10 protein-coding genes are annotated in these 13754 nt (G+C 73.5%); 2 read left to right on the forward strand and 8 right to left on the reverse strand.

The annotated features are described in order from the left end of the window. The first annotated feature begins 51 nt into the window (after positions 1-51). Positions 52-1110, forward strand: a complete 1059-nt coding sequence (locus ACFPZJ_RS05390) for a LacI family DNA-binding transcriptional regulator (RefSeq protein ID WP_381018969.1) — start codon at positions 52-54, stop codon at positions 1108-1110. A 147-nt stretch (positions 1111-1257) separates the two neighbouring features. On the opposite strand, the gene ACFPZJ_RS05395 is transcribed toward ACFPZJ_RS05390, so the two are convergent. The 7 genes from ACFPZJ_RS05395 to ACFPZJ_RS05425 all read right to left on the reverse strand — a co-directional run bounded on the left by ACFPZJ_RS05395 (position 1258) and on the right by ACFPZJ_RS05425 (position 12011). After that, a complete protein-coding gene (locus tag ACFPZJ_RS05395) occupies positions 1258-2793 on the reverse strand; it encodes a serine/threonine-protein kinase (protein WP_381017946.1) in 1536 nt (511 codons plus the stop codon). Positions 2794-2838: 45 nt separating this feature from the next. Continuing rightward, positions 2839-4122 (reverse strand): patatin-like phospholipase family protein, encoded by a 1284-nt coding sequence (locus ACFPZJ_RS05400; protein WP_381017947.1) that lies wholly within the window; start codon positions 4120-4122, stop codon positions 2839-2841. Further along, complete coding sequence (locus ACFPZJ_RS05405; protein WP_381017949.1) at positions 4119-5198, reverse strand: ComEC/Rec2 family competence protein; 1080 nt, start codon at positions 5196-5198, stop codon at positions 4119-4121. The genes ACFPZJ_RS05400 and ACFPZJ_RS05405 overlap by 4 nt, the downstream gene beginning before the upstream one ends. A gap of 30 nt (positions 5199-5228) precedes the next feature. Beyond that, positions 5229-7025, reverse strand: a complete 1797-nt coding sequence (locus ACFPZJ_RS05410) for a S8 family serine peptidase (RefSeq protein ID WP_381017952.1) — start codon at positions 7023-7025, stop codon at positions 5229-5231. A 455-nt stretch (positions 7026-7480) separates the two neighbouring features. Next, a complete protein-coding gene (locus ACFPZJ_RS05415; RefSeq protein WP_381017953.1) occupies positions 7481-9184 on the reverse strand; it encodes a RecQ family ATP-dependent DNA helicase in 1704 nt (567 codons plus the stop codon). Positions 9185-9675: 491 nt separating this feature from the next. Next, the gene (gene glpK / locus ACFPZJ_RS05420) at positions 9676-11190 is read right to left on the reverse strand and encodes a glycerol kinase GlpK (RefSeq protein ID WP_381017956.1); all 1515 of its coding nucleotides are present in this window, start codon (positions 11188-11190) and stop codon (positions 9676-9678) included. 53 nt (positions 11191-11243) lie between these two features. Further along, positions 11244-12011 carry an IclR family transcriptional regulator gene (locus ACFPZJ_RS05425; protein WP_381017959.1) on the reverse strand — a complete coding sequence of 256 codons (768 nt, stop codon included), beginning with the start codon at positions 12009-12011 and terminating at the stop codon, positions 11244-11246. Between the two features lie 202 nt (positions 12012-12213). Here ACFPZJ_RS05425 and ACFPZJ_RS05430 point away from each other — a divergent pair, with 202 nt between their 5' ends. Continuing rightward, complete coding sequence (locus ACFPZJ_RS05430; RefSeq protein ID WP_381017961.1) at positions 12214-12639, forward strand: ATP-binding protein; 426 nt, start codon at positions 12214-12216, stop codon at positions 12637-12639. 42 nt (positions 12640-12681) lie between these two features. On the opposite strand, the gene ACFPZJ_RS05435 is transcribed toward ACFPZJ_RS05430, so the two are convergent. Next, positions 12682-13683, reverse strand: coding sequence for a glycoside hydrolase family 43 protein (locus tag ACFPZJ_RS05435; protein ID WP_381018971.1), 1002 nt, complete (start codon positions 13681-13683; stop codon positions 12682-12684). Positions 13684-13754 lie beyond the last annotated feature (71 nt).

Below are 13754 nucleotides of genomic sequence, written 5' to 3' on the forward strand. Positions count from 1 at the left end.
TGTGCCTGTGCTACCGTCCGGCTCATGCCACCCGCTCAACGGCACCCGACCATGGCCGATGTCGCCGAACGGGCCGGGGTTTCGACCTCCACCGTCTCGCGCACGCTGCGCGGCCTGTCCACCGTCTCGCCCGAAGTGCGTGCCCGTGTCGAACAGGCCGCCCGGGAACTGCACTTCGCGGTCTCGCGGCAGGCGGCCAGTCTCGTCACGGGCCGGACCGGCAGCGTCGCGGTGCTCGTGCCCACGCTCGGCTCGTGGTTCATGGGCTCGGCGCTGTCGGGCCTGGCGCCCCTGCTGCGGTCCGCGGGCATGGAACTGACGGTCTATGTGATCCCGGATCTGGCCGAGCGCACCTCGTTCTTCGAGCGGCTGCCGGCCCGCCGGAACGCCGACGCGCTGCTGGTGTTCTCCTTCGACCTCACCGACGAGGAGACCGCCCGGCTGGACAACCTGGGCATGCCGGTCATCTACGTCAGCCAGCACGTCGCCGGACGCCCGAGCGTCTACGTCGACGACGTGGCCGGGGCCCTGCGTGGCACCCGGCACCTGCTTCATCTCGGCCACCGGCGGATCGCCTTCGTGCAGAGCGTGAGCGCCAGGGGCTTCTCGTTCAGCTCCCACGAACGGCTGCTCGGCTACCGGCAGGCGCTCACCGAAGCGGGCGTGCCCCTGGACGACGACCTGGTGGTCGCCACCCCGGCCGGCGACAAGCGGGGCGCCGCCGAGGCGGTCGGCAGGCTGCTGAGCCTGCGCGAGCCGCCCACCGCCGTCTTCGCCGAGCAGGACGAGATCGCCGTCGCCGTCATCTGGACCCTGCGCGCGACGGGGATCGAGGTGCCCGGGCAGATGTCCGTCCTCGGCTTCGACGACCAGCCGTCGGCCGAGTGGTTCGACCTGACCACGGTGGCCCAGTCACCGTCGGACGTCGGCCGCACGGCCGGGGAACTCGCCCTGGCGCTCGTCAACGACACGGAAGTTGACCGCGAGCGGCACATCGTCCTGCCCACCCATGTCATCCCGCGGGCCACCACGGCCCCGCCTCCCGTCACCCGGGGGCCGCGCGACGACTCCGGCCGACCGCCGCGCGGTCGATGGGCGCCGCGCGGCTGACGGGCCGCCGCGCGGTAGACGCACCGTGGGCGCCGAACCGGCGGCGTTGCGCGTTGACGGGCCGTGCCGCCGCACGGGTGCCGTCGCGCGTCAGGCGCAGCGCGCGGCCGACACATCGGCCGGCCGACACATCGTGCGGGCCGACGGCTACGTGCCGCGGGTGCAGCGGCCCTTCGGGGCGGTGGCGGGCGGGCGGCACTGGAGGGCGAAGTCCGCGGGGCTGGTGCTCAGATAGCGGCCGATGCAGGCGTTGGGCGTCGTGCGGCCGCGCTCGGCGCAGAAGGCGAGCGCCGCTCGGCCGTCGGCGAACGGGCCCGGCGCGTGGATCACCCAGTAGCCCGGGCGGAGGGAGGCGTAGTCGTCGCTGCGCAGGACGACCGCCTCGGGCACGGACGCGCGGATCCGGGCGAGACTGCGGTCGCGGGCCGCGGTGCCGGAGGAGACGGCTTCGGAGTGGAGCTGGGCGATCCAACGCCCGTCCCCGGGCGGGGCGGAGCGCGGCTCCTGCCCGGTCGGCGCCGATGACGCGGTTTTGCGGGGTGTGGACGCCGGGCCGGGGGTCCGTTTCGGCGACGGGCCGGGGGACGGGGTCCGGGCGGCCGGGGCGGAGGAGGTGCTCGCGGTGGCACCGCCCCGGGCCCCGACGGTCTTCTTGCCGTCGTCGGGTGCGAGCAGGGCGAGGACGAGAACCGTGGCGGCGACGACGGCCAGGGCCACGGTCGCGGCGACCAGGACCGGCGCGAGGCGGCGGGGCGACCGCCCGGGCGGCGCTCCGCCCGGCAGCGCGGGCGTCGCCGCTGGATCGGGCGCCGGTGCGGGTACGGGCGTCGGCGCCGGGACGGGTGCGGCCGTCACCGTCGGCTGCGCCCAGTGCGGTGCGGTGCCGGACTCCACCTGCGCCAGCAGGGCGTCCAGGTGCGCGGCGCCGGGGCGGGCCGCCGGGTCGCGTACGAGGAGCGACTGCAGGACGGGGGCGAGCGGGCCGGAGCGCACGGGGGGCGGGACCGGGTCGTCGAGGACGGCGGCCAGGGTCGCGAGCGTGGTCGGGCGGCGCAGCGGGCTCACGCCCTCCACACACACGTACAGGACCAGCCCGAGCGACCACAGGTCGGACGCCGGGTCGTCGTCGTGGCCGCGGATCCGCTCGGGCGCCATGTACTCCGGCGAGCCGACGAGTTCGCCGGTGACCGTCAGCGCGGTGGCGCCCTGGAGGGCGGCGATGCCGAAGTCGGTGAGGACGGCGGTGCCGTCGGGGCGGAGCAGGACGTTGGCGGGCTTGACGTCCCGGTGCTGGATGCCGGCCGCGTGCGCGGCACGCAGGGCGGCGAGCACCTGACGGCCGAGGCGTGCCGCCTCCACGGGGGTCAACGGGCCGTCCGTCAGCCGCCGCTGGAGCGACACACCGGGCACCAGCTCCATCACGATCCACGGGTGCGGATCGGCCTCGATGATCTGATGGACCGTCACCACATGCGGGTCGCTGAGCCGGGCCAGCGCTCTCGCCTCGCGCATGACCCGTTCGCGTACGGCGTCGGACGCCTCCGCGTCCGGGCGTACGGCCTTCAGCGCGACCTCACGGTGCAGCACGGTGTCCCGGGCCCGCCACACGGTGCCCATGCCTCCGCTGCCGAGCCGTTCGATCAGCTCGAAGCGTCCGTCGATCACGTCCCCCGGTGCGTTCATGCGGGTCAGGTTAGGGCAGGAGACGCGTTCCCGGGGCCGCGCCGGTCAGCGTCGCGGTGGGCGCAGTCCTGTCAGGTCGTCCGGAAGCACCTCGGGGTGGTACACGGCCAGGCACGCGCCGCCGAGCCACCAGCCGCGGTACACCAGGGCGCGGCACAGACCCGCGTCGAGGCGGTCGAACACGGTCGGCACGAGCGCCAGGTCCCGGCCGTCGAAGGAACGGTGTTCGGGGAACGCCGTACGCCAGCGGCGCAGGGCGTCCGGGCCGTCGGCCGGGAAGTCGGTGGAGAGCTGGGCCAGGACGCCCCGGCGGGCGCCGAGCGGCGGTTCACCGTCCGGGCCGGCGGCCCTCGCGCGCTCGAACCGCTCGACGACGGACCGGGTCCGCAGCGCGGTGCTCTGCCGGTACAGCAGGGAGTTGGCCCGGGCCAGGTCGCGCACGACCGGTACGCGGCCGTACACGCCGGGGCGCAGCAGTCCCCCGGCGTTGAGGGCGCACAGGAAGGTGTGGCGGTAGCGGTCGCCGTCGATGGCCTCCAGGCCGGTGTTGTCGTAGGTGCCGCCGTCGAGCAGGGCCGGGGGGTGGGTAGCGCACGGGAAGGGGGACGGGTCCAGGACGACGGGCGGGAAGGCGCCGGGTACCGCGGCGGAGGCCGACACGGCGCGGCTCAGCCGCAGCCCCGTTCCGGCCGTGGGGGCCAGGCCGATGGTGTAGTCGCCGTACACGTCGCGTTCGAAGGTGAAGCGGACGCCGGTGGTCAGGTTGGCGGCGTTGACGATCCAGCGCACCTGGGGGTCGAGCCGCTCCAGTTCGATCTCCTGGAGGAACCACTCGTCCAGGCGTCCGGCCAGCACGTCCGTGCGGGTCCTGGGGCCGACGGTCCGCCACAGGCCGCGGAGGAGGGCCTTCTTCAGGGAGTGGGAGGAGACCTGTTCCACGAGGGGTGCGATGACGAGGTCGTCGACGGCCTGCGGAGCGAAGTGCTCCCGCCGCAGCGCCGGCCAGGCGGCGGCGAGGCAGCCGTTGGCGACCGACCCTCCGGAGACGGAGGAGGAGTACCGCAGCCGCGGCAGCAGCCCGGTGTCGGCCAGCAGCCGGACGAAGCCCAGCGCGGCGAGGGTGGCGCGGAAGCCTCCGCCGGACAGGGCGAGTGCGACCGGGTGCGCGGTGGCGGGCGGTTCGGCCGGGCGGAGGGTGTCGCCGCAGGGGCGGGCCACCAGGCCGGTGCCGACGGCCGGCGAGTCCACGAGCCAGGCCGGGTCGACGGCGGGGCCGGTGGCCGCCGACGCTGTCGCCGGGGGTGCGGGGGCGTGCCGGGAGGAGGTCATGGCCGGTCTCCGATCGTGATGACGAGCGCCTGGTCGGTGGGGGCCCGGACGTCGACGTCGAAGGCGCGTCCCTCGCGCAGTCGCGTCAGCGTCTCCTCGGCGAAGGGGATGTGGTTGGTCAGGTGGACGACGTACTCGTCGTCGGGGTCGCGGGACTCGACGAGCCAGCGCAGGGTGTCCTCGTGCGGATGGTGGTGACGGACGCCGTCGGCGGATATGACGTAGTGGTCGGCCCGCACCTGCGCGAAGAAGTCCGGCTCCACGTTGCGGTCGCTGCCGTGGTGCGGGAGCTTGAGCAGGTCGACGTGGAGCGGCTCGCCGTCGTCGAGCAGGCCCAGCTCGCGCAGCCCGGCCAGGACGTGGTCGCCGCGCGCGTCGCCGGTGAGCAGCGCGGTGCGGCCCCCGTGGCGCAGCAGCAGGACGATGCTGGAGAGGTTCTGCACCGACTCGTCGGCGTACGCCGCCGTGATGACCTCGGGGTCGCCGCGCTGTTTCGCCTTGCGCCAGCGTTCCTCCAGTTCGGCCAGCGCCGCCTCGTCGGGCGCGACGACGGTGACGTCCAGGTCGTCGAGGGTGGCCTCGGCGCCCTCGGTGAGGGGGCCGCCGAACGGGGCGTTGCCGTCCAGGCGCAGCGCGGTGGCCGCGTTGCGGATGTCGCGTCCCTGGTTGTAGCTGGCGGTGACGGCCGCGTCGGCGGCGGCGCGTTCGAGGAGCGGCCGGACGGAGGCGCTCAGCCCGGGGGCGCGCCGGTCGACGAGTTCCTCCACGGAGTTGAACCACAGGGCGTCCACCGCGTACGGCAGGGCGTCCCCGTCCTGCTGGGCCTGCCGCATGTCGCGGAAGAGCCGGACCAGGCCGCCGGCGTGGTCGTCGTCCACGTGGGACAGGCACACGACGTCGAGGTGCGGCGGGTCGTCGCCGCCTGGACCGCCGAGTTGCCGCAGCCGGCCGCGGAGCGTGGCCTTGTAGACGCCGCCGGGTCCGCCGTCGACCAGCATGACCCGCTCCGCGGGTGTTCCCCAGTGGACGAGGAAGCAGTCGCCGTGCCGGGCGTCGAGGAAGTCGAAGGTGAACATGTCGGCCTGCCTGGCTGGTTGTGCGGGTGGTCAGACGGACTGCATGGCGCGCAGGACGTCGACGAGTCCATGACCCTGGAAGTCGCGCTCGCGGGCGAGGTCGGTCGCCGTCGCGCACAGGATCTCCTTCACGCGTTCGGGACGGCCCAGCAGTTCGCGGTGGCGGGCCAGCAGCATGGCCGCCGCCCCGCTGACGTGGGCCGCCGCCTGGCTGGTGCCGTGCATGGCGGCGATGCCCTCGCCGGGGATGGGCCCGTCGATGTCCTCCCCCGGCGCGACCAGGTCGGGCTTGGACCGGCCGTCGCCGGTGGGGCCCCGGCCGGAGAAGTAACTGACGCCGTGCCGGTGCGGGTTGCTGCGGTGGGTGGAGCCGACGGTGATGACGGACTCGGCGTTGCCGGGGTCGGAGATGCTGATGGAGTGGTAGTCGGCGCCCAAGGTGCGTGCGGTGCCGGTGAACCCGGCGTTCCCGGCTGCGGTGACGACCACGACGCCCGACCGCGTGAGGCGGTCGCACTCGACGCAGACGGGGGTCCACCCGGTGGAGTGGGTGGCCACGTCGTGCGGCACGGACAGGCTGATGTTGACCCCGGCGATGACGAACCGGCCCGCCGTCTCGTTGATGTGCCGGACCGCCTGGAGCGCGGTGACGATGGAGAATTCGTCGCCCTGCCCCTGGTCGTCCAGGACCCGGAAGTCGTAGAGCCGGATGCGCGGGCAGATGCCGCGGAAGTCCAGGTCCGGCCACCATCCGCCGATGATGCCGGCGATGTGGGTGCCGTGCTGGTCGGCGGGCGGCGGGTGGGCCGGCTGCCGCTCGGACGCACCGGGAGCGGGCGTGGTCTCGACGGTCGGCAGGGCGGCGGACCAGTTGACGAGTCCGTTGACGAGCACGTCGGCGGAGATCTTGGCCCGTACGCCGGTGAAGTCGAAGGAGCGGGCGATGCGCGACTCCAGTTTCCGGGGCTTCGATCCGGTGGTGTCCCAGTCGTGGAAGGCGGGGTGCCGTGCGTCGATGCCGCTGTCGACGACGGCCCAGCCGATGGAGGCGCTGTCTACGGAGAACACCTGCTCCGCGGCGTCGGCCTTGATCGTCCGCCGGGACCGCACCACCGCGCGGGTGGCCCGCCGATTCGTCGTGACGGAGACGATCGGGTACTTCTGCCTGCGGTCCACCGACCGCCCGGTGGGCAGGTGGGAGCCCCGCACCGGGGCGGTGTCCACGACGACGGCGTCGAGCATGTCGACGAGTACGCCGTCCACGGCCCGCTCCGGCGCCCCGGCGCGGGCCAGGTCCGGCCGCGCGCTCTCCACGACCCGGTGCAGCAGCCTGAGGAACCAGGTGAGATGGCGGCCGCGTTCCTGACGGCGCTCCATGCTGTCGTGGATCTCGCTGGTCGCAGGGGTCCGTATGTGTCCCTCGCGGGCCGCTTCGATGCCTTCCGCCCCGCCGTCCCGGGCGATCTCGTGGGCGACGCGCACCACGCCGGCCATGCTGGTCAGCGGCAGCAGGTCACCGACGAGTTCCTTCAGGGTCAGCCGTGCCGCGACGAAGCTGCCGGCCGCGATCGGACAGCACTGCCCCATCAGCCCGCGGCTCTGGAAACGCTCCAGCACCCGCTCCATGCCGTACTCCTCGCGGATCGCGAAGATCAGATCCTGCCGGCGGGTGTCCCGCGCGTCCGTGTCGCGCTGTTCCGGCGCGGCGGGCGCCGACGGTTGGGCGAACGCCAGCCACACGTCGAAGTGGACGGGACAGTCGGTGGCCCACAGGACGGGGACGGGTCCCTCCCCGTAGAACACCGTCGCGAGATCCGCTCGGTCCATGAGGACTCCCGATGCGCTGTGCTGGCGCGCTCTGCGCGTGGCGGAGGGAGACGGCGGTCGCGTCCGGAGGGGCTGCTTCCATGGTCCGCCCTGGTCATGGCCACTGCAACCGGACGCCGACTCCCCCCGCTTGGGCGGCGGCTCGTGCGGCGCCCCGCGCTCCGCAACGGCCGCCGCGCGCACTGGTCCCGCCAGTGGGTCGGTCTCGGTGCGGACCGGGGCGAGTGCGGCGGCGGTGGCGGTGGCGGCCCGCACGCGGGTGACCCGCCGGCGTGCTCGTCGGCGCGGTGCAGGTGCGGCGACCGGCCGGTGCCCGGGTGGTGCCGTCGTTGGCGGCGGTGAGGCAGGTGCCGAGGACGCGGAGCCCGCCCGCGTCGGTCGCGGTGGCGCGCTGGTGCTGGTTCGGTCCCGGTGGCCGACCCGGCAGCCCGGTGCGGGCGGGATACGGTCTCGCGTCAGGTGGCCCGGCCGTCCTCGCCCGGTCTGCGCAGGACCGTGAGCAGGCCGTCGCGCCCGGCCACCGCCTCCAGGGCCAGCGTGCGGTAACCGGCCTGCTCGAACAGCACGGTGATGCGGTCCTGGTCCTCGCTGAGCACCGTCCCCTCACCCCACCGCTCGTGCCGCACCTCGGTTCCCACCGGGTACGAGGCCGCCGCCGGGTGGGCGGGTTCCTCCCGGCCCCCGTTCCCGGTGTCCTCCTCGTCGCAGCTGTCGCAGTTGCCGCAGGGCGCCTCGTACTGCTCCCCGAAGTAGCCGAGCAGGAAACGCCGTCTGCAGCCGGTCGTCTCGGCGTACGCCCGGGCCATCTCCACCCGCGACCGGTCGGTCCGGCGGTGCGCCTGCGCGGCCCGCGCGGCCTGTTCGGCCGCCTCGCCGGGAGACACACCGGGGGCCGGGCGTACCTCGCCGTCCTCCCCCGTGGCGACGGCGTCGGCCTCCTCCAGCAGGTTCACCGCGGCGGTGACGCGGTTCCTGGACAGGCCGGTGTCCTCGCGCAGTTCGTCCAGGTCGGCGGGGTCCCGGCGGTGGTCGTGGACGGCGCCGGCCACCTCGGACAGGGTGTCACGGCCCGGTGTGCGGCCGGCGAAGTAGGTGTGCATCCCCGTGTCCTGCGGCCGGTAGTGCAGGACGGCGAGGGCAGGTCGCCCGTCCCGGCCGCAGCGGCCGATCTCCTGGTAGTACGCGTCCAGGGAGCCCGGCAGCGACGCGTGCAGGACGAACCGTACGTCCTCCTTGTCGATGCCCATGCCGAACGCGGAGGTCGCCACCACGACGTCGGCCGCGCCGGAGAGGAAGGCGTCGTGGATGCGGGCGCGTTCGGCGGCGCGCAGTCCGGCGTGGTAGGCCTCGGCGGCCAGTCCGAGGGAGGCCAGTTCCCCGGCGTAGTGCTCGGTGTCCTTGCGGGTCGCCGCGTAGACGATGCCCGGCTTGGGTTCGGCGGCGGCCCGCTCGACGACGGACACGCGCCGGTCGGTGTCGTCCTGGAAGCGGCGGACCTCCAGCCTGATGTTCGGCCGGTCGAAGCCGGTGACCATCAGCCGTGGCCGGCGCATGCCCAGCCGTTCGGTGATCTCCTTGCGCACCGGCGGGGCAGCGGTCGCGGTCAGGGCCAGGACCGGGGGTCGTCCGACGCGGCGCACCGCCTGTTCCAGGCGCAGGTAGTCGGGGCGGAAGTCGTGGCCCCAGGACGACACGCACTGGGCCTCGTCCACCACGAACAGGGCGGGACGCGCCTCGGCCAGCCGCTCCACCACCTCGTCCTTGGTCAGTTGCTCCGGCGACAGGTACAGGAGTCGGGCGTCGCCCCGCAGCACCGCGTTCCAGGCGTCCTCCGTCTGCGCGGCGCCGAGGTCGGAGTTGACGGCGACGGCACCGGGCGCGCGGTCGCCGTCGGGCAGACCGGCGATCTGGTCCCGCTGGAGAGCCAGCAGCGGCGACACCACCACGACGGGCCCGGACAGCAGCAGGGCGGGCACCTGGTACACGGCGGACTTGCCGGATCCGGTGGGCATGACGACGAGCGTGTCCTCGCCCCCCACGACCCATTCCATGGCGGTGAGCTGCTCGGGCAGCAGGTTTTCCCAGCCGAACACCTCGTCGGCGACCGCCCGCAGCCGCCCGGCCCGCTCCGGCTCTCTCCGCGCCCTTGTCCGTCCCATGGCCCTCTCCCTCGCTCCTCACCGGGACGCGTGTGAGGGTCGCGCCCGCGGGCTCCGGGTATCCACCGGGCGAAACCCGTATCCAGCGCTCACGGCCGCACGGTTCCCTCGCCCCTCCGCGGCGGCACACCGGTACCGCGCCCGCCGCTCAGGGGCGGGCGGGAAGACGACGGCGGCCCGGCGGTCAGGGGCAGGAGGACGACGGCGCCCGCCGATCAGCGCAGGAAGACGACGGCGTCCGTCGACCAGGGCAGCAAGACAACGGTGCCTCGACGGTCAGGGCAGGAAGACAGCGGCAGCTCAACGGTAAGGGCGGGAAGACAGCGGCCCCCGCCTGGCCAGGGCAGGAAGACAGCGACACCCCGATGGTCAGGGCAGGAAGACGGCGGCGCCAGGGCGGTCAGGCCCCGCCCCGGTCCGCCGGGCGGAGCGCCGGGGTTCCCCCTGTCCGCCGCAGTGCCGTCGCGTCGGCCCAGGCCGCCCGGCGCCGGTCAGCGCGGTTTCGGTGGTCTGATCCACCCCAGCGACCGCTCGACGGCTCTCTGCCAGTTGTCGTACTCCGACTCCCTGCGCTCGGGGTCCATGTCCGGCAGCCACTGGGCGGCCCGGTGCCAGTGGCGGCGCAGCACCTCCAGGTCCGACCAGTAGCCGATGGCGAGCCCGGCGGCGTAGGCGGCGCCGAGGGAGACCGTCTCGGCGACCATGGGCCGCACCACAGGCACGTCGAGCACATCTGCCACGAACTGCATGAGCAGGTTGTCCGCCGTCATCCCGCCGTCCACCTTGAGCTGCTTGAGAGGCACCGAGAAGTCGGCGTTCATGGCGTCGACGACCTCCCGCGTCTGCCAGCCGGTGGCCTCCAGCACGGCTCGGGCGAGGTGTCCCTTGGTGATGTACGAGGTGAGGCCGACGATGACACCGCGGGCGTCGCTGCGCCAGTGGGGTGCGAACAGCCCCGAGAAGGCGGGGACGACGTAGCAGCCGCCGTTGTCCTCCACCGTCCGCGCGAGCGTCTCGATCTCCGCCGCGCTGCTGATGAGTCCCAGCCGGTCACGGAACCACTGGACCAGTGAGCCGGTGACCGCGATCGAACCCTCCAGGGCGTAGGCCGGGGGCCGGTCGCCGATCTTGTAGGCCACGGTCGTCAGCAGCCCGTGCCGGGACCGTACGACCTCGGTGCCGGTGTTGAGGAGCAGGAAGCTGCCCGTGCCGTAGGTGCACTTCACCTCACCCGGCGAGAAGCAGGTCTGGCCGAACAGGGCGGCCTGCTGGTCGCCGAGCGCGGCCGTGAGGGGCACGCCGGGCAGCACCGAGCGGGCCTCGCCGTAACGCTCGGCCGAGGACCGGATCTCCGGCAGCATCGGCCGGGGCACTCCGAAGAACGCCAGGAGCTCCTCGTCCCAGGTCAGCGAGCGGATGTTCATCAGCATGGTGCGGCTGGCGTTGGTCGCGTCGGTGATGTGCAGTCCGCCGTCCGCGCCCCCGGTGAGGTTCCAGATCAGCCAGCTCTCCATCGTGCCGAACAGCACCTCGCCGTCCTTGGCGCGCTGCTCCAGCCCGGGAACGTGGTCGAACAGCCAGCGGATGCGCAGCGCGGAGAAGTAGGTGGACGGGGGCAGGCTGCACCGGTCGAGGAAGAAGTCGTCGCCGGGGCGGTGTCTGAGTTCCTCGACGAGCGGTGCCGTGCGGGTGTCCTGCCAGACGATCGCCCGGCCCAGCGGGGCGCCGGTCCGCCGGTCCCACAGGACGGTGGTCTCCCGCTGGTTGGCCAGACCGACGGCGGCGACCTCCTCGACACCGACCCGGGCGGCGGACAGCGCCTCGGGCACGACGCGCCGCAGGTTGCGCCAGATCTCCAGGGCGTCGTGCTCCACCCATCCGGGCCGGGGGAAGTGCTGCTGGTGTTCCCGCTGGGCGACGGAGACCAGACGCCCCTGGTGGTCGAACAGGATGCATCGGGTGGAGTTGGTGCCCTGATCGATGGACATTACGTACCGTGCAACCATGACCGGGTCTGCCTTCCGATGTGTCGGGGGGCGGCAGGGCTACCGCGGTGGGATCACCAGCGCGCCGCGCCCAGGTCTCTCGAGATCGCCCGTGCGGCCTCACGGAGCAGAGTGATCAGGGTCGGCCGGGGATGCCCCTGGCTGTCGCATATCCTCTCGATGGGGCCGGACATCCCGATGGCGCCCACCACGAGGCCGCCGTGCCCCCGGATCGGCGCGGCGACGCCCGCTTCGCCCATGCTCATCTCCTGTACCTCGGCGGCCCACCCGAGTTCCCTGACCTCGGCGAGCGCCCGGTTGAGGTGCTCGGGGACGACTAGGGTGTGCCGGGTGTACGCCTCCAGCCCGGTCTCCAGAGCCGACTCGACGGGCGCGGTCCCGAAGGCCAGCAGCACCTTGCCGAGCGAGGAGGCGTGCAGCGGCAGCAGCGAGCCGACGTCCAGGGTCTGCAGCGTGTCGTCCGGCCGGAACACGTGGTGGACGACGAGGACCCTGCCCTCCAGGGGCGTGCCCAGCCTGACCGCTTCCCCACTGCGGGCGGCCAGGGCGTCGGCCCAGTTGATGGAGCGCGACCGCAGTTCGTTGACGTCGAGGTAGCTGGTGCCGAGATGCAGCAGGGCGGCCCCTAGCTGGTACTTCCCCGTCGCCTCGTCCTGCTCCACGAAGTCCACGTGCTGTAGGGTCCGCAGAATGCCGTGGGCGGTGCCCTTCGCCAGCCCGAGGGAGGCCGCCACCTCGCCGAGCCCGAGTCGGCGGGGTCCACCCGCGAGCAGACGCAGTATCGCCGCCGCCCGTTCGATCGACTGGACAGGGCCTGCCATGATGCGAGCCTAGTACCGCCATGGCTGGTTCGCGTACCTGGTGCGGGTCCTCTCACCGCCGATGAACGCCGCTGTTCGGTAATGCCGACCGGGATTCGTTGACCGGCCTCGCGCGCGTCCCTAACGTGCAGCGTGGCCCCGGCAAACGCGCGCTGAGGCCCGGCGTCCGGCCGGCAGCGCTCACCGGAGGAGTTGCAGAAACATGGCGGTACAGCTCAACGCGGTGCTACGCGAGGCGGTCGAGCACATCGGACCGCTGCCGCACGTCGCCGGTGCCGTCTCGGCCGTGCGCCGACGGGCCAGGGCGGTGCTCGCCGACTGGAACGTGCACCCGGAGATCGTCGAGGACTCCCTGCTGGTGGTGTCGGAGCTGCTGACCAACGCGATCGTCCACGCCCTGCCTCCGGCGGAGCTGCGGCTGTCGTACAGCCGGGGCGAGGGCCCCGGCACCCTGCGCGTCGAGGTCACCGACGCGGGCCCCGCGCGTCCTGAGGGGCAGCCGCCCGCGGGCATCGACCCGGACGAGCACGGCCGGGGTGAGGGCATCGTCCGCGCCCTGGCGACCCGGTACGGCATCCGCGTCCACTCCGGCGGGGTCACCCGGTGGGCCGATCTCGTCGCGGCGTGAGCCCGTGCCTCCCGTGAGCGCCCGGTGGTGTCGTAGGCGGTGTCACCCGCCCCCGTCGAGGTCGGTCCGCTGACGGAGCACCCGCAGCTCGTGCCCGTCGAGCCGCATCTCGTACAGCTTGCCCCGCGCGTTGTCGAAGGGGCGGTGCAGGATCATCATCAGCCGACCGTCGAAGGTGTGGAACAGCATGCCGTGACCGCTGTCGTCCCGGACCAGCGGCCGGTGCTGCTGCCAGGGCCCGGTGAGGTCTCCGGACCTGGAGACGGCCCAGGTCTGCACATAGCGGCCGCTGATCGTGCCGTCGTCGCCCGCCACGTCCTTCTCGTACGTCGACCACAGCATCAGCAGGGACCCGTCGGGTGTGCGGTACAGCTGCGGGCCGTCGGTGACATAGGGCGGGAGCTGGTTCGGTACGCCGCCGGGGATCTGCTCGCTGATCCACGCCGCGTCCGAGGCCTTGAACAGGAACACCGGGTCTCCGACGGTCCGGGTCAGGTCCGCGGCGAGCGGGACCGCCTCGATGGTTCCGTCGATGGTCTGGAGCCACTCGTGCGCGTACACCATCCAGGGCTGCCCGGACGGGTCGACGTGGAGCGTGCCGTCGAGGGTCATCAGGTGCTCGGGCGGCGTGGGGCGTGAGGGGTCGACGACGGTGAAGGGGCCCAGCAGCGAGTCGGACACGGCCGTGACCGTGCCGCGCCGGTACGTCGGGACCTGGAACGGCACGCCCCACGGGTTCGGGGGCGGCAGGGGCAGCGGCCTGTCCTCGTCGTGCAGCGTGGTGAACAGGTAGTACCTGCCGCCCCATGCGTGCACCTCCGGCGCCCACCCGCCGTCGGTCGCCCACATGCCGCGCTGCTCGGCGGCCCGGAACACCACGACGGGGCGTGTCCAGTCGAGCAGGTCGTGGCTGCGGTAGACCATCGTGCCGGTGCCCTCCACGCCCGATACGGAAGGGTCGTTGGACGTGTAGAGGTGGTAGGTGCGGGTCCTGTCGTCGGCGACGACGAACGGATCGTGCAGCGGCATGTCGGGAAGGCGCATGCGCTCGGTGTCAGCCACCGTCGAAGAATACGTGGACAGGCCGGGTGCCGGGCGGGCCGTGGCGCGCCCTC

The sequence above is a fragment of the Streptomyces bullii genome (genome assembly GCF_042657145.1).
Taxonomy (GTDB): domain Bacteria; phylum Actinomycetota; class Actinomycetes; order Streptomycetales; family Streptomycetaceae; genus Streptomyces; species Streptomyces bullii.